Annotated in this window: 9 protein-coding genes; 7 read left to right on the top strand and 2 right to left on the bottom strand. The window is 64.9% G+C overall.

What is annotated here, in order from left to right; translation table 11 throughout:
• Positions 1-23: 23 nt before the first annotated feature.
• From bcsP to P3T40_RS12905, 6 genes are read left to right on the top strand one after another with little or no spacing between them, the layout of a single operon-like run.
• Positions 24-992, top strand: coding sequence for a cellulose biosynthesis protein BcsP (gene bcsP, locus P3T40_RS12880; protein WP_429268077.1), 969 nt, complete (start codon positions 24-26; stop codon positions 990-992).
• Complete coding sequence (gene bcsQ, locus P3T40_RS12885; protein ID WP_429268078.1) at positions 989-1,777, top strand: cellulose biosynthesis protein BcsQ; 789 nt, start codon at positions 989-991, stop codon at positions 1,775-1,777. Before bcsP ends, bcsQ begins: the two co-directional genes overlap by 4 nt.
• Complete coding sequence (bcsA, locus tag P3T40_RS12890; protein ID WP_429268079.1) at positions 1,774-3,984, top strand: UDP-forming cellulose synthase catalytic subunit; 2,211 nt, start codon at positions 1,774-1,776, stop codon at positions 3,982-3,984. Before bcsQ ends, bcsA begins: the two co-directional genes overlap by 4 nt.
• A gap of 3 nt (positions 3,985-3,987) precedes the next feature.
• A complete protein-coding gene (gene bcsB, locus P3T40_RS12895; protein ID WP_429268080.1) occupies positions 3,988-6,507 on the top strand; it encodes a cellulose biosynthesis cyclic di-GMP-binding regulatory protein BcsB in 2,520 nt (839 codons plus the stop codon).
• A 58-nt stretch (positions 6,508-6,565) separates the two neighbouring features.
• Positions 6,566-7,672: a cellulose synthase complex periplasmic endoglucanase BcsZ gene (gene bcsZ, locus P3T40_RS12900; RefSeq protein WP_429268195.1), complete on the top strand. Its 1,107-nt coding sequence runs from the start codon at positions 6,566-6,568 to the stop codon at positions 7,670-7,672.
• Positions 7,663-12,423: a cellulose synthase subunit BcsC-related outer membrane protein gene (locus P3T40_RS12905; protein WP_429268081.1), complete on the top strand. Its 4,761-nt coding sequence runs from the start codon at positions 7,663-7,665 to the stop codon at positions 12,421-12,423. The genes bcsZ and P3T40_RS12905 overlap by 10 nt, the downstream gene beginning before the upstream one ends.
• Positions 12,424-12,705: 282 nt before the next feature.
• On the opposite strand, the gene P3T40_RS12910 is transcribed toward P3T40_RS12905, so the two are convergent.
• Both P3T40_RS12910 and P3T40_RS12915 read right to left on the bottom strand, forming a co-directional pair.
• Positions 12,706-13,509 (bottom strand): YkgJ family cysteine cluster protein, encoded by an 804-nt coding sequence (locus P3T40_RS12910; protein ID WP_429268082.1) that lies wholly within the window; start codon positions 13,507-13,509, stop codon positions 12,706-12,708.
• A 67-nt stretch (positions 13,510-13,576) separates the two neighbouring features.
• A complete protein-coding gene (locus P3T40_RS12915; RefSeq protein ID WP_429268083.1) occupies positions 13,577-14,809 on the bottom strand; it encodes a DUF2252 domain-containing protein in 1,233 nt (410 codons plus the stop codon).
• A 398-nt stretch (positions 14,810-15,207) separates the two neighbouring features.
• Between P3T40_RS12915 and P3T40_RS12920 the strand changes: the two genes are divergently transcribed.
• Complete coding sequence (locus tag P3T40_RS12920; RefSeq protein WP_429268084.1) at positions 15,208-17,703, top strand: response regulator; 2,496 nt, start codon at positions 15,208-15,210, stop codon at positions 17,701-17,703.
• Positions 17,704-17,723 lie beyond the last annotated feature (20 nt).

Raw genomic sequence — 17,723 nt, forward strand, 5'->3', positions numbered from 1 at the left:
GACATGAACAAGACGGCGGCGACATGAGTCCTTCGAGCGACATTGAAACCCTCTTCGGGCATTTTGGCGGCAACGCGGGCGATTACCAGGAAATCGGCCGTGAGAACGAAGCGAGTTCGGCGCGCACGCGCTGGCCGCTGCTCGTTACGCTCGATCTGACGCAACCCTCCATCCCGGCCATCCCGCAGCGCGGCGATCCCCTTGCGCAACCGGGGGACGAAGCCGCGCAAGCGCAGTCGCCGGAAGGCGACGCGCAAGCAGCAAACGGTCCCGCTGAAGCAGGACACGCCGCCAAGCCGCAGGTCCGCAGCAAGACGCCACTCTTTGCGCGGCCGCATCGGCGCACGATTCCGCCGGTCGGCAACGCCGTCAAGCCGGAGCCGCCGCGCGGCGCTGAGCGCTTTTCCGCCGTGCCGCAAGCGGCCAAGGCCGAACTCGCTGCGAGCGAGGCGGCGGTAGCAGCGCCTGTTGTGAGTACTACGCCACCCACGCTTGTCCCGATTGCATCGCAAGCTCCCGCCGCTACCGCAACGGTGCCGCCCATCGGCAATGTGCCGCCCGTATTCGCTCCGGCGATGGCGCCTGTTGCCATGCCGCCGATGGTTGCACGCACAACTTCCGCTGCGCCCGCTTTCCGTGCACCCGTGCCTTCCGCGCAAGGTTTCGCCGCACCTGCTGCGCCTGCGTTTGCCGCAAGACCCACCGTGCCCGCGAGTGCGTACACCCAACCGGCATCGGCCGGTTTCGCGGCACGCGTTTCGGCACCTGCTGCACCGACTGCACCTGCCGCACCTGGCATTCAGCCGCCATCCATTCTCGGCAAGCTGTTCAAGCCGGCCGCGCCCAGCACATCACCCGCGGCACGAACACCTGCTGCTGAAGCTGCACCGGCCGCGCTCGGTTCCTTATTTGAACGTTTGCGCGGCGATGCCCCGACCGCGGCAACGCCCGCTCCTCATTCGTGGCTGACCAACGGCCCGCGTCGCTCATGAAAGTTATTGCGGTCGTTTCCGCGAAAGGCGGCGTCGGCAAGACCACGCTTGCGGCCAACCTGGCTTCCGTTCTCGCTACCAGTGGCAGGCGTGTCATCGCGCTCGACCTCGATCCGCAAAACGCCTTGCGCCTGCACTTTGGCGTGCCGCTCGACAGCATCGACGGTTTGTCGCGCGCCACCTTGAGCGGCGATGCGTGGCAACGCATCATGTTCGATGGCGTGGACGGCGTGACCGTGCTGCCCTACGGCGCGGTCCTCGAAGACGATCGGCGCCGTTTCGAAGCCTTTGTCGATCATGAGCCGCACTGGCTTGCGCAGTCGCTCAGTACGCTGCGGCTCGATGCCTCCGACATCGTGGTCATCGACACCCCGCCGGGTTCGTCGGTCTATACGCGCACCGCATTGTGCGCAGCGACCTTCGCGCTGAACGTGGTGCTCGCGGATGCAGCCTCGTATGCAGCGATTCCGCAAATGGAGCGGATGATCGAAGCGTATGCCGCGCCGCGTCCCGACTTCGGCGGCGTGGGTTACGTGATCAACCAGGTGGACCAGTCGCGCCAGTTGACCAAAGACGTCCTCAAGGTGCTGCGCCAAATGCTTGGCGAAAAGCTGTTCCCTGGGGTCATCCATCAGGACGAAGGCGTCAGCGAGTCGCTCGCCTGTGACACCACGCTGATCCACTACGATCCGCTCAGCCAGGCCGCCGCCGATTTCCGCGCGTGCAGCCAGTGGCTGATGTCGCGGGTCGACTCGATTGCTGTCTCACCGGGGAGCGTTGCATGAGCACGCCACAAGCACGCGGTACGGAACCCACTGCCGAGCCATCGCGGCTCGAGCGCTTCGTCGACGCCCGCTTGTGGAGCAGCACGCCGGTCGTGGTGTGCCTGACGCTGTTCGCGCTCGTGATTCTGTACTTCGTGTTTACGGTGCCGCTGGCGTTCTCCGAGCAGCTGACTTTCGCCACTTGCTGCTTTGTCTGCGCCCTGCTGTTTCGCCGCCTGCAGGGCCGCTATGCGACGCTCGTAATGATCATGCTATCGGTAGTCGCGTCTGGCCGCTATATGTATTGGCGTCTCACCACCACGACTTACTGGGAGCATCCGCTCGATGCGATCTGGGGTCTCTTGCTGGTCTCGGCCGAGGTCTATTCGACGATCGTGCTGTTACTCGGGTACTTCCAGACCGCCTGGCCGCTCAAGCGCGAGCCGATGCCGCTGCCGGCCGACCGCAGCGCCTGGCCGACCGTCGACGTTTTCATCCCAACTTATAACGAACCGCTGTCGGTCGTCAAACCGACCATCTACGCGGCGCTCGCACTCGACTACCCGGCTGACAAGCTTTCCATCCACGTGCTGGACGACGGCCGCCGTCCGGAATTCAAGGCGTTCTGCGAGGAAGTCGGCGTCAACTGGACGATCCGCACGCACAACCGCCACGCCAAGGCCGGCAATATCAATGAAGCCCTGAAGATCACCAGCGGCGAATACCTGGCGATTTTCGACTGCGACCACATTCCGACCCGCTCGTTCCTGCAGATCGGCCTCGGCTGGTTCCTGCGCGACAAGCTGCTGTCGATGCTGCAGACGCCGCACCATTTCTTCTCGGCCGATCCGTTCGAGCGCAATCTCGGCACCTTCCGCAAGGTGCCGAACGAAGGCGAGCTTTTCTATGGTCTCGTGCAGGACGGCAACGACCTGTGGAACGCGACCTTCTTCTGCGGTTCGTGCGCGCTACTGCGCCGCTCGATGGTGGAGGAAATCGGCGGCATCGCCGTCGAGACGGTGACCGAAGACGCGCACACCGCCTTGAAGCTGCACAGGCTCGGCTACACCACGGCCTATCTCGCCATCGCCCAGGCGGCAGGGCTTGCGACCGAAAGTCTCTCCGGCCACATCGGCCAGCGGATTCGCTGGGCGCGGGGCATGACGCAAATCTTCCGGATAGACAATCCGTTGACCGGCAAGGGGTTGAAGATCGGCCAGCGGCTGTGCTACCTGAACGCGATGATGCACTTCTTCTACGGTGTGCCGCGCCTCGTGTTCCTGACCGCGCCGCTGTCGTTCCTGTTCTTCGGTGCGCACGTGATCGAAGCGGCCGCCAGCACAATCGCCATCTACGCGCTGCCGCACATGATGCATGCGAGCATCACCAACTCACGCATGCAGCGTCTGTTCCGCCATTCGTTCTGGGCTGAGGTCTACGAATCGGTGCTGGCGTCGTACATCACCGCCCCGACCCTGCTCGCGCTGATCAACCCGAAGCTCGGCAAATTCAACGTGACGGCCAAGGGCGGCCAGATCGAGAAGAACTATTTCGACTGGACCATCTCGCGCCCCTACCTGTTCCTGCTGCTGTTGAACCTGCTCGGCTTTATCACCGGTCTCGTGCACATCTACCTGAACCTGGGCCTGCGCAGCGAAGTGCAGACCACCATCCTCAATCTGGCGTGGACCGGCTACAACATGCTGATTCTCGGGGCGAGCGTGGCCGCGGCAAGCGAGCGCCGCCAGATTCGCGCAGTGCACCGCGTGGCGATGAAAATGCCGGTGATGCTGAAATTCTCGACGGGCCGCACGCTGGCCTGCCAGACCATCGACTACTCGGAGGGCGGTGTGGGCGTGGAGTTGCCCAACAGCATCCAGGTGCCGATGCACGAACGCGTGACCGTCTCCCTCTTTCGCGGCGACGAAGAATACGCGTTCCCCGCCACGGTCGGCTTCACTGCGCCGGGACGGGTCGGCTTGCGCTTCGGCGAAATGTCGCGCGAGCAGGAGTACGAGTTCGTCAAGTCCACTTTCGCGCGGGCCGACGCCTGGATGGGCTGGGCCGAAGGGCGCCAGCAGGATACGCCGTTGCGCGGCCTGTCACACGTGTTGCTGGTCGGCGTGCGCGGTATTGCCGGCCTCTTCGAACATCTTTACGGAGACCTGCGCGGCTCAATGCGAGGTCGCCCAATCGACGTCAAAAAGCTGGAAACGAAAAAAGACTGACTTATGGGCAAAGGGATTGCGCAGACACATACTCAACACTTGCAAAGCGGGCGCGGCATGACAGGATGGGCAATGCGTTTGCGTTTGCGTTCGCGCCGCCTCGTACGCGGACTCGCCTGCTGGCTGGCTTTTCAGACTGCATTCGCAGCGCCATTGGCGTCGGCCGCCGGGCTCGTCGCCAGTTCGGCGCGTGCCACCGCGGCGCCAGGTACAGCGGACGCCACCGGGGTGGGCAACGTACCGGCACCGAGCGCCGCCGTACCGTTCGATCCCAACGCGATCGTCCAGCCTGCGCTGGCCACGCCGACCCCGGCGCTTGCCGCATCGTCCGTGAAAGCGCTCGGCATCAAGACCCCGACCACTGCGGAACCCGGCACCCTGGTACCGGGCGGCCGCCGCCAGACGCTGACGTTCGCCGACTTCGGCGCGCTCGATCCGCTGCAGTTGCGCGGCACCGAAGGCCAGAACGGCATTGCCTTCTCGGTGCGTAACGACGAAGTGGTGACCGGTGCGATCCTGCACCTGATCTATAGCTATTCGCCCGCCCTGCTGCCGGCGATCTCGCAGCTGAAGGTGCTGGTGAACGGCGAAGTCGCGGCCACCCTGCCGGTGCCGCACGAGCAGGCGGGCATGCTGGTGGCGCGTGACATCTCGATCGATCCGCGCTTCATCACCGAATTCAACCACCTTAACGTGCAGTTGATCGGCCACTATACGCAGCAGTGCGAAGATCCGGCCAATTCGTCGTTATGGGCCACCGTCAGCAATGCGAGCTCGCTCGATTTGACCTACGCGTCCCTGACCAGCAAGCCGGATCTGGCCGCATTGCCGCAGCCGTTCTTCGATCGCCGCGACGTGCGCCGCCTCGAGCTGCCGTTCGTCTTCCCGGCCAAGCCCGGCGTCGAAACGCTGGAAGCAGCCGGGATCGTGGCGTCATGGTTCGGCGCGCTGGCCGGCTATCGCGGCGCGCTGTTCCCCGCCCAGGTCGACGAAGCGCCGCTGTCGGGCAATGCCGTGATCTTTGCCACTGCCGATCAACGGCCCGCCGGCGTGACGATTCCCGCCATCTCCGGACCGACCATTGCGGTCGTGGATCGGGAAGCGCCGGCGCGCGGCAAACTGCTGCTGGTGCTCGGGCGTAATGAAGCCGAACTGAAAACCGCCGCGAAAGCGCTCGGCGTCGGTCAGAGCGTGCTCTCCGGAGAAAGCGCGACGATCACCCAACTGAACGAGCTCGGCCCGCGCGTGCCATACGATGCCCCGAACTGGCTGCCTACCAACCGGCCGGTGCGGTTCGGCGAGTTGGCCGAGGCGCGCGATCTGAGCGTCTCCGGCTACGATGCCGACGCCGTGCGCGTGAATCTGCGTGTGCCGCCCGACCTGTTCATGTGGCACACCAAGGGCGCGCCGATCGATCTGCGCTATCGCTACACCGTGCGCCCGTTGCCCGACCGGTCGTCGCTGAACATCAGCATCAACGACGGCTTCGTGCAGTCGCTGCCGATTCCGGCCAAACCCGCGTCGATGTTCGACCTTGGCCGCTATTTCAGCACCATCCTGCCGGACAAAAGCGCTGACGCCCGCCGCACCGTCCACATCCCGCCGCTGCTGCTGACGCCGCGGGCGCAGTTGCGGCTGCACTTCTTTTACGACATTCCGAACACCGGCGAATGCCACGGCCGCCTGCTCGATAACGTGGTGGGCTCGATCGATCCGAACTCGACCATCGACCTGTCGTCGTTCCCGCACTACATGGCATTGCCCGATCTGGCGGCGTTCGCCAACAGCGGCTTCCCGTTCACGCGGATGGCGGACCTCTCTGAAACCGCCGTGGTCCTGCCGAACGACGCGGATTCGAGCGACTACAGCCTGTACCTGCTCGAGATGGGCCGCATGGGCGCATCGACCGGTTATCCCGCCACCGGTGTGACTGTGACGACCGCGGATCAGGTCGACCAGTTCGCCGACAAGGACCTGCTGATTTTCGGCGCGCCGGGCCGCCAGCGGCTGCTGCAGCGCTGGGCCAAATCGATGCCGTTCTCGAGCGACGGCGATTCGCGGACGTTCGAGCTATCGGACATCGTCTTCAAGCTGGAAGACTGGTGGCATGGCGAACGCGGCGTCGAACGCGCTCCGGCGCGCGCCGACCTGTCGCTCGTCAGCTCGAACGGTGCTGCGCTGTTGACCGGCTTCGAATCGCCGCTGCAGAAGGAGCGCAGCGCAGTGGCGTTCGTCAGCGCCGCCGGACAGTCGGATGCCGACCTGAGCTCGGCCCTGCTCGATGCCGACGTGCTGCCGCAGATCCAGGGTGCCATGGCCGTGATTCATGGCCGCAGCGTCACGATTACCTCCAACGGTACGGCGTACTACATCGGGCACCTGTCGCCGCAGGAATATATGCGCTGGGCGTTGTCGTCGCATCCGCTTCTGCTGCTGTTAGGCGGCATCTTCGCCGCGCTGATTATCGCAGCGCTGTTTTACCGTGCGCTGCGCTCGATCGCTGCGCGCCGCCTGAGGGATTGAGATGCCGGTCAAGCTAAAAACGGCACCCGTTGCATTTGCCCTGGGTCTGCTTGCAGCCATGACGTCCGTCATGCCGAACGCCGCTGCGGCGGCGACTCAATGCGACTGGCCCGCCTATCGCACCTTCGTCGAACGCTTCGTGCAAGCTGATGGGCGCGTGATCGACTATTCGACGCCCACCCAGCAGACCACGTCAGAAGGCCAGTCGTACGGCATGTTCTTCGCGTTGGTGGCGAACGACCGCGCCACCTTCGACCGCCTGCTCGACTGGACCCGCACCAATCTCGCGGGCAATCAGTTCGATGTGCAGAATGTGCGGCTGCCTTCATGGCAATGGGGCAAAAAGCCGGATGGTTCGTACGGCGTGCTCGATCCGAATTCGGCATCGGACTCCGACCTGTGGATCGCCTACGACCTGCTGCAAGCGGGACGCCTCTGGAACGACAACCACTACACGACACTCGGCGAAGCGCTTGCCAAACAGATCGCCAGCAAGGAAGTCGTCAGTCTGGCCGGTCTCGGCCCGATGTTGCTGCCTGGCCCACAAGGCTTCCAGACCGGCGACGTAACGCGCCTGAATCCCAGCTACCTCCCGCTGCCAGTGTTGCGCGCGCTGGCCAAAGAATTGCCCGGCGGCCCATGGAGCAAACTGGCCGACAACGCGTATCAACTCATCAAGACAACCGCGCCGCGCGGCTTTGTGCCTGACTGGGCGGCATGGCGAGCGGGCCAGTTCGTGGTCGATCCGAAAACCGGCGACACCGGCAGCTACGACGCGATCCGCGCGTATCTTTGGGCCGGCATGGCAGCGCCTGGCGATCCGCTGGCCAAGCCCTGGCTTGCGGCAATCGGCGGCATGCGCCTTCAGGTGACCGAGGTGGGTTTTCCGCCCGAAAAGGTCGCGGCGACCACCGGCACCGTGAGCGGCGAAGGACCGCTCAGCTACTGGGGTGCGCTTGCACCTTACTTCAAGACGCTCGGCGACGAGCGCGACCTGGGTCTTGCGCGCACCCATCTGGCGGCGCTCGACAACCCCGTCGCCGGCCATGAGCCTGTCTATTACGACCGTGTGCTGGGCTTGTTCGGCACCGGATTCATCGACGGCCGCTATCGCTTCGACGATGCCGGCCGGCTTGTGCCGAGTTGGAGAAACGCATGCGATTGAGCGCCCTCACGCTGGCGCTGAGCCTCGTTAGCGCCTCTACCGCGACGCTGCCCACCGCCGTGTTTGCGCAGGCTTCGGCCGATCCGCTTAACGTGCTGATCGACCAGGGCAAGTACTGGCAGACCCATCACCGCGGCGACCTTGCCGAGCAGGCCTGGCAGAAGGTGTTGCGCATCGATCCGAAGCAGCCCGATGCGCTGTTCGGCATGGGCATGGTGCTTGCCGACCGCAAAGACGGCAGCGGCGCGCAACAGTATCTGGCGCGTTTGCGGGAAGTGGCGCCGAACTATCCGAACATCGACGAACTCGGGCGGCGCCTCGGCGAAAGCAGTCTGCGCGACCAGACCGTCAACGACGCGCGGCGCTTGCAGCTAAGCGGCCAGAGCGCGAGCGCTGTGCAGCAATATCAGCGCGCGCTGGAAGGCAAGCCCGCTACGCCTGAACTGCAACTTGAGTACTACCAGGCGCTCGCCGCTACCCCGCAGGGATGGGACCAGGCACGCCGCGGACTGCAGCAGCTCGCGCAGCAGAATCCGGACGACCCGCGTTTTGCGCTCGCTTATGCCCAGCACCTGACCTATCGCGACGTGACGCGCCGCGAGGGCATCGCGCAGCTCGCGAAGCTCTCGGGCGACAGCTCGGTGGGCGCCGCCGCGCGCAAGAGCTGGCGACAGGCGCTGCTGTGGCTCGATGCCCGCGCCTCCGACGCGCCGCTCTATCAGACCTACCTGCAACTCGTGCCGGACGACGCCGCGGTCAAGGCACGCTCCGATTCGATGGTGCAGCAGGACGCTGCCGCTCGCGAACGCGCCCAGCAAAACGCCGCTGTCGATGCGCGCGGCCGCACGATCGCCGACGGGTTTGCGGCGCTCGATCGCGGCGACCTCGTCACGGCGCGCGCGAAGTTCTCGTCGGTGCTGACGACCAGCCCGAACGACGGCGATGCGCTCGGTGGCATGGGCATCGCCGCGCTCAAGCAGGAGCATTTCTCCGAAGCGCGCGACTACCTGGAACGCGCCTCGCGCGGCGCCAATCCGGCGCGCTGGAAAGACGCGCTGTTGAGCGCGACTTACTGGACCTACACCAGCGAAGCGCTCGGCGCGCGCAGCAACGGCGACTTCGCGAAGGCCAAGTCACTGTTCGAGCGCGCGATTGCCATCAATCCATCCGACGTCACCGCGCAGGTGCTGCTCGGCGAGATGCTGCTGAACAACGGTGACCCGGTCGGTGCGGAACAGGCCTACCGGATGGCGCTGCGCCGTCAGGCCGACAACCCCGACGCGATTCGCGGCCTGGTCGGCGCGCTCGCGGCGCAAGGCCGCGGCGACGAAGCGCTGCAGTTTGCCAATCAGCTCAACGCCGAACAGCAGTCGAAAGCGGGCGGTATCGACCGTCTACGTGGCGAAGCGCAGGCTGCCCAGGCACGCGCTGCGGAAGCGCGCGGCGATCTGGGTGCGGCACGCAGCCTGTTCGAAGATGCGCTGCTCAGCAATCCTGATGATCCGTGGCTGCGCCTCGATCTCGCGCGCATCTACGTGCGTCAGGGTGCCGTCGGCAACGCGCGCAGCATGATGGACGGGCTGCTGGCGGCCCACCCGGATATGACCGACGCGCTTTATGCAAGCGCGCTGCTGTCGGCGGAAACCCAGGACTGGTCGACGGGGCTCGAGCAACTGGATCGCATTCCGGTCGCCCAGCGTACCGACGCGACGGCCACCTTGCAGCACCGCCTGTGGGTGCATCAGCAAGCGAGCCTCGCCATCCAGATGGCGAAGAGCGGGCAGACCCAACAGGCTTTCGCCACGCTCGCGGCCGCGGAGCCGGTTGCAGCCGGCAGCCCGGAACTGATCGGCGTGGTGGCCTCGGCCTATCAACAGGCGGGTGACTCGGGCCGTGCGCTCTGGCTCGTACGCAACGCAATGAACGCCGCGCCAGGCAATACGGATTTGCTGCTGCAATACGCCGGCATTCTGCTCGCCACTCATCAGGATGCCGAACTGGGCACGGTGATGCGGCAGCTCGCGGCGACACAACTGACGCCGCAACAGCGCACCGATTTCGGCAATCTGAATCTGGCCATCGTGGTGCGGCAGTGCGACGCCGTGCGCCAGCGCGGCGACCTGGCGAGCGCCTACGACGTGATCGCGCCGTGGCTCGCCGCGATGCCCGACAATGCCGACCTGCAGGCCGCGCTTGGGCGTCTCTACTCGTCGGCAGGCGACGACCGCAATGCGCTCGCCAGTTACCGCGTGGCCCTGACGCGCCGTCCCGACGATCTGAGTCTGATGCTCGCGGCGATTCCCGCGGCGACCGGGGCCAAGGACTTCCGTTACGCGGAATCGCTCGCCACTCAGGCGCTCAATACTGCGCCGGACGATCCTGCCACGCTTGCCGCTGTTGGCCGCATGTACCGCGCCGAGGGCAAGCTCACGCTCGCGTCGACCTATCTGCAGCGCTCGTTGATTGCAGCCAATACGCCGCTGATGAGCGGCACGCCGCGTGCCGGCTCGGCAAGCAATGTCCCGCGTGGCTGGGAAGTGGCGATGCGCAGGATCGGCGCGACGCCGCTGCCCGGCACCAATCCGTTCGAAGGAAAAACCGCCGTCGATGTACCAGCCGACGCCAATGGCGCAGGCGTCGCAAGCCACGTTAGCGGCGGCGGGTTCAACGCCACCGTAACGATGCCGTATACCGCGCCCGCAGCGTCCCCGTACTCGCAGTCTTCCTATCCGACGCAGAACGTGCCGAACTATCCGCCGCCCCAACAGCCCCCGCCGTATGTGGCGCCTTACACCGCGCCGTACGTGTCGCCCTCTGTCGCACCCGTTAACCCGCCCGGGGCGCCGAGCTCCAATAACGGAGCGGGAGGATATGGTCCGGACAACTACGGATCGAGTCAGACCGGTGCGCCCGCCGCGGCGCCTTTACAGCCGTATCCGGGACAGGGACAGGCGCCGTTTCAGCCGCAGCCTTACTCTCAGCCTTATCCACCACCGTATAACGCGCCCTATCCGCAAGGCGCGGCGCCCTACGTGTCCACGCCGTGGCCAATGTCGCCCGCTGCACGTGAAGCGCAAGCCAATGCGGCCGCGCAGCAGGCGCAGGCCAACTATCCAGCACTGCCAGGCACCCCGCGCAAGACCGGCAAGAAGCAGACGACGGCCCGCAACCAGACGGCGACGCGTAATGCAAACGGCGCGGGACAGCAGGCGTATGCGCAGGCGCCGTACGGGCAGCAAGGCTATGCGCAGCAGCCGGGTTACGGCCAGCAACCGTATCCGCAGCAGCAAGGGTATGGACAACCGGCGTATGGGCAGCCGCCTTACCCGCAACAGCAACCGTATGCGCCGCAACCGTATCCGCAGCAGCAGGCGTACGGGCAGCAAGCGTATGCCCAGCAGAATTACGGAAATCAAGGCTACTACCCTCAACAACAACCATACATTCCGCAGCCGCCGGCAGGCTACGCCCAGGCCTACTATCCGCAAGCGCCCGCTGCGCAAACCGCGCCCGCCGGCAACAGCGGTGGCACCTATGCGCCCTCGCCCGCCAACGTCGCCAATGCACAGACGCTAGGCGTAGCGGAAGAACTGGCGCAGGTCAATCGCGAGCAGACGAGTACCGTGTCGGGCGGCATCGTGTTTCGCAATCGCGCAGGCGAAGACGGCCTGTCGGACTTGACCGATATCGAAGCGCCCATCCAGGGGCGCATCCAGGCCGGCAACGGCCATGTCATCGTCACGGCCACGCCGGTGACGCTCGATGCGGGCACCGCAAGCAACCAGCCCCAAACGCTCGCACGCTTCGGTTCGGGCGCCGCCTCAAACGCCAGCGCCTACGGTTCGCAGACCGCGAACGGCGTAGGGCTGTCGCTCGGCTATCAGAACAAGAGCGTGAGTGGCGACGTTGGCGTGACGCCGCTTGGCTTTCGCGAGGTCAATGGTGTCGGCGGCCTGCAGTACAACGGCGCCGTGACTGACCAGGTATCGTATTCGCTGGCCGTCGCGCGACGTGCCGTCACCGATAGCCTGCTCTCATACGCTGGCACACGCGATCAGGCTGCGAACCTCGAATGGGGTGGAGTGACGTCCAGCGGCGCGCTCGCCACGCTCAGTTGGGACGATGGCACGAGCGGCTTATATGCAAACGCGGAATACCAATTTTTGGACGGCTACAACGTGGCCGCCAATAACGCCATCAAAGGCGGCGGCGGCGTGTATACGCGTCTGCTGAAAGATGCTGACCAGACTCTGACGATCGGCGTGAATACGACGCTGATGGGTTATAACCGGAACCTTTCATACTTCACATACGGACAGGGCGGTTACTTCAGTCCGCAACAGTATGTGATTTTGAATCTGCCTGTGGAATGGACCGGCCGCAACGGCAGCTTCACGTATGACGTCAAGGGTTCGATTGGCGTACAGCATTATCGTGAGGATGCGTCTTCTTACTTCCCGCTGGGCGACAGCGCCTCGGCCAAGCTTCAGATCCCAAGCGGCGCACCCGACCCCGACGGAATCTATCCTGCCCAAAGCAAGACCGGTGTCGCCTACTCGTTTAACGCGGCGGGCGAATATCAACTCGCACCGCAACTCGCGGTGGGCGCGACGGCTTCACTCGGCAATGCTTATCAGTATCGGGAGTGGTTGGGTGCGGTTTATGTGCGGTATAGCTTTACGAAGCAGACGGGATTGCAGCCGTTTCCGCCGACGCCGTTGACGTCGCCTTATGTGTCGTTGTCGAATTAGGGGGTGAGGGGATAAGGCGGTTCTGAACGCATACGCGTGCTTTGGGCATGCGTGTGCGGCGGCGGTCGGTTGATTCCCACTTCTGGCAGCCGCGTCGCGCGTCAGCAACACGCTGCACACACTGCGAAGTCACACCCAGTTTTTGTTCAGCGCTGCGAGACCAACTTGTCCACAGAAATTGTTCACAACGCTGTGGACAACCCCGCTGCACACGCCCCAAGTCCCTGACGCAGAACGAGAATCGCTCAGCGTCCTTGGGGCGTGCAGCTCGCACGGCTAACGCTAAGCCGCGGTCGGGAAGAATCCCAGGTACTCGAATGTCGACTCACTACCGCCCTCAACACCCTCACCCAACGCACCCACAGAAACGAGCGTATCCACCGTCGCCCGCCGGTTCGACACAAAACGCCACCCGGGCGCAGCAGCCGACGGCAACTCGGCCACCGCGGCAACTCCAGAACCAGAAGCCGCATCACTCGCCTGCTGCAACGCCGCCAGCAACGCCCCACGCGACGGCGAATGCACAACGAACCCCTCATTAGCCAACGCAGCCGCGTCAATCCCAAGCAACGCACACACCATCTGCTTGACCGGCGCATCCGCCGCATCGGCCGCCCGCGACCGCTCAATCAAATCCACAGTCGTCGCATCCACCAACTGCCCCGCCCGCACCAGCGGCGCCAAACCCGGCGTCCAGGCCTCCGGCGGACACCCCTTGCTAGCAGGCATCAGTTCAATAAACGGATTGATCTCGGCCGGATAGATACGGCAGACGGCGGGCCGCTCCTCGTAAATGCGGCAGCGCATATCAGCCTGCAGATTCGGACACGGTCCAACAAACGCGCCCGTCAGGATCACCACAATCCGCGTGGGCAAGCTGCCGCTCATCGCCGCGAAGGAGCGGCGGCGTTTATGCGCCGCCTGCAGATTATCCGCAGCGGGTTCCTCAGGCCAGGGCAGGGCCTCGCAAAGAATCTGCACCTCGTTGCCGCGCCCGAGCCATGCGAGTGCTTCTGCGACCGTCAACGGCAAGCGCAGATCGTGGCAGCAATTGCCGCACATCGTGCACTCAAAATCGATATCCATACTCATGCTCAAATCAGCCTTGCTACGCGCAATGCGCCTCCTGCCGACGGCAGGCCGCCGCACTCTATCATGCGCCGGCTTCGAGCGAGTAACGCCGGCAGTGTTCGAGGTAGCCCGCCTCATGGCCGCTCACCAGTTCGACGATACTCTTCCAGAGCCACGGCGGCGCATCGAGCGTTTTGCTGCGGCGACGCCGCAACTCGCCGAGCCACGCCTTGCGTTCGATATCGTCCATCTGCCGCGCATGAGCTTTACCCACGACGAGCGCCAGAAAACGCGCCGCCTTCATCGCTTCGTCCCGCGTCAATTGCTCGATTGTCAGCTTCATGTCTTGCGGCAGCAGTTCGCGAATCACCACAGACCGCTTGGCGAGGCGCGCCGCGCGCATCCGGTCGCCGAGAAACGGGGCGAGGTGGCGCGCGCCCTCTACCACCCGCTGCGCGTTGTCGCGCGGCATGCTCACGCCCGCATAGCGCGGCGCGGCCGCTTGCACCGCCTCCTTGATGTCGATCAGGCACAGGTCGTCGCCATCCAGCGCGGCACCGTCGACGTCGAGCAGCACCGCGTAGCGTAAGCGTCCGAGCGAACTGCAGCCCTTCACCCAATAGGCTGCATCGAGCACGGTGACCTTCGCCGCTTCGTCCTCCGAACGCAATTCGGTTGCCAGACGCGCCAAGGTGCGTTTCTCGAACAGCGCATCGATCTCGCTGCGTTCGCTTTTCGACAACGGCCAGAAACGCTTGCCGAGCGGAATCTGCGGCTCGATATCCTCGATGCGTTCTTCGGCCAGTTCCTGCCACGAGCGCCGCAATGCCTCCCTCATGACGACGCGCACCGCCTCCGGTTTTTCGGCCTGAATATCGGTGTGATCCGAGGTGTCGTCGAAGGCCCGCTCGTAGCCGTCCGCCAATGCTTCCATCATATGAACCGTGGTGACGCCTGGCAGATCCGAGCCGCGCGCGGCGGTGGCGAGCGAAAGGCCCAGCCGGATCAGATCGTGCGCCGGATTGCCGATCACCGTCTGATCGAGATCGCGAATCTGGATTTCCACGCGGCCTTGCGCATTGGCCACCGGCCCGAGGTTACCGGCATGACAGTCGCCGCAGATCCACACCGCAGGTCCTTCCGGCAGCGCGTGATTTTCGATGCCGTCGAGCCATTCATAAAACCGCGTAGTGTTGCCGCGCACATAGGCGTGCGCCGAACGCGCCATCCTGGCGTTGCGGCGGGCAGTCAACAGTTCCAGCCGGGCGCCCGGTTTAGGAGGTCCGGTACGGGCGGCGGCGTTTTTCTTGGGCATGGTGGGTTGTGTGGTCCAGAAGAGTGTCGGCTGATCGACGCAATCACTGTGCCACAGCCTGGACCCGCAAACACTCGCGGCGCATCGCAAGCGCACCTCGGCCCGAGCCGCCCGGGAACGCGGATTGCTGTGGGCAGTCTGATATCACCTCATAATCGTCCAGCTGGAGTGACCTAGCCGTGCCAGAAGACTCACGTAGCACCCCGTTCGACCGCCTACCTCAACGCATGGCGTGTCATCTGGCGGTCGTTGTGGCCTACAAGTACCGGCTGTCATCAAGCGTTTCCCATGCCGTACGCACGTCCCCGGTCTGCGCCCCTGCCCAGCCCGCCTTGTCCGCGAAGCCAGCGCGGCTGGCTCGAACGCGCTCATCGACTTGACAACCGCGGAGCAGAACAATGCCATTCACGGCAGACGACCATGGCTGTCCCGGTTGGAAAGGGGAAATGGCCGAACGCATCCGGGCGTTCGACTGGAGCGCGACTGAACTGGGCCCTATCGACAGATGGCAGCAAAGTCTGGTCGCCGCCGTGCAATTTGTACTCGGCTCGCCCCTGCCTCTCGTGATGCTGTGGGGCAAGCAGGGATACATGGTCTACAACGACGCTTACGCGGAATTCGCTGGCGGCCGGCATCCGTACCTGCTCGGTAGCCCGGTCGAGTTGGGCTGGCCGGAAGTGGCCTCGTTCAACCGCCACGTCGTGGACACGTGCCTCGCCGGCGGCACGCTGTCTTACCGTGACAAGGAACTCGTGCTGCTGCGCAACGGCCAGCCCGAAGACGTGTGGATGGATCTGTACTACAGCCCCGTGGCCGACAACAGCGGCGCGCCGGCCGGCGTGATCGCGGTCGTGGTCGAGACCACCGGGCGGGTGCTCACGGAACGCTCGCGGCAACGTGCCGAAACCGCACTGCGCGAAACCAACGAACGTTTGCAACTGGCGCTCAACACCGGTGCCGTACTCGGCACCTGGGTATGGGACGTCAAATCCGACACGCTCACCGGCGACGAACGCTTTGCCCGCACCTTCGCCATCACCGCCGAGCAGGCCGTGCAAGGCATCGCGCGGACCGTGACCGGCGACGTGATTCATCCTGACGATCTCGAGCAGGCGCATCGTCTGAGCGTGGAGGCCACCCAGACCGGCCAGAGGTACCGGGCCGAATACCGGATCCGCCGTCCGGACGGCGAATACATCTGGGTGCAGGCGAACGGCCAATGCGAATTCGACGCAAGCGGCGCGCCCTACCGGTTTCCGGGCGTGCTGATCGACATTCACGAACGCAAGATCGCCGAGCAGGCGCTGCGCCAGCTCACGGAAACCCTCGAGCAACGCGTCACGGACGCCGTGGCGGCGCGCGCGCTGGCCGAAGAGCAACTGCGTCAGGCCCAGAAGATGGAGGCGATCGGCAGCCTGACCGGCGGCGTCGCACACGACTTCAACAACGTGCTGCAGGTGATCAACGGCAACCTGCAGATGCTCGCCGCCGATGCCGGCGACCACCCGGCCACGCAGCGCAGGATCGCCGCGGCCACACAAGCCGTTAAACGCGGCGCGCGACTCGCCACCCATCTGCTCGCCTTCGCGCGGCGCCAGCCGCTCTCGCCTGCCGTGTTGAATCCGCGGCGGGTACTCGGCGGCATGAGCGAGATGTTGCACCATGCACTCGGCGAAACGATCCGGGTCGAAACGGTGCTTGGCGCCGATCTGTGGAACCTCCTCGCCGATCGCAACCAGCTCGAAAACGCCTTGTTGAATCTGGCGATCAACGGCCGCGATGCCATGCGCGGTGAAGGCACGCTCACCGTCCGCGCCGAGAATCTCGTCGTCACCGGTCACGCCGACGTGCCTGCTGGGGAGTACCTGGTATTTTCGATCTCCGATACCGGAGTGGGCATGTCTGCCGAGGTCCTGGAACGGGCCGTCGAACCGTTCTTTACCACCAAGCCCAACGGTCACGGCACCGGCCTTGGCCTCAGCATGGTGTTTGGCTTTGTCAAACAGAGCGGCGGTCACACGCTGATCGACAGTGCCGTTGGTGAGGGCACCACGGTTCGGCTCTATTTCCCGCGCAGCCACGAAGCGGAAACCACCGAGTTCGTCGACGAAAGCCGGGCGCCGGTCGGCGGACGCGAGACGATCCTCGTGGTCGAAGACGACGCGGATGTGCGCCTGACGGCCGTCGAAATGCTGGCGCAGCTCGGCTACAAGGTGCTGACTGCATCGGATGGCGACGCGGCGCTCGAGTTCATCGACAGCGACGTGCCATTGGACCTCGTGTTCACGGATGTCGTCATGCCCGGCAACGTCAAGAGCGTCGAGTTGGCGAAGCGCGCTGCGTTGCGCTTGCCTGCCGTTCCGGTGCTCTTCACTTCCGGCTACACGCGCGATGAGATCTTCCATCACGGCAAGCTCGATGCCGGCGTCACGTTGCTGAGCAAGCCCTACCGCCGCGACGATCTCGCGCGCAAGGTACGCGGTGTGTTGAACGCGCATCGCGTCGCGCTGGCGGCCGCGCCGTCAGCACCGGCGCACGTCCTGCTGGTGGAGGACGACTTGCCGTCGCGCGAAGCCATGGGCGAACTGCTGGCGACGTTCGGGCTGCAATGCACCGCCGTCGCCAGCGCCGAAGAGGCGCTTGAGCTCGTGCCCACGCATCGCTACGATATCCTGCTGAGCGACGTTACCTTGCCGGGCCTGTCCGGCGACGCGCTCGCTCGCGCGCTGCGGCATGCGCAGCCGAATCTGCGCATTCTGCTGATGTCCGGATACGGCGAACAGGCCAATATCGGCGAAGCCATACCCGGTGTGCGCATTCTGCCCAAGCCGTTCGATATCTCGGCCCTGCGCCGCGAACTGTCAGGTTGGGCCGGGCACACCGAACCAACATAGCGTGCTGACGGCGCGCCTGC

The sequence above is a fragment of the Paraburkholderia sp. EB58 genome (assembly GCF_050436665.1).
In the GTDB taxonomy this organism is placed as follows: Bacteria; Pseudomonadota; Gammaproteobacteria; order Burkholderiales; family Burkholderiaceae; genus Paraburkholderia.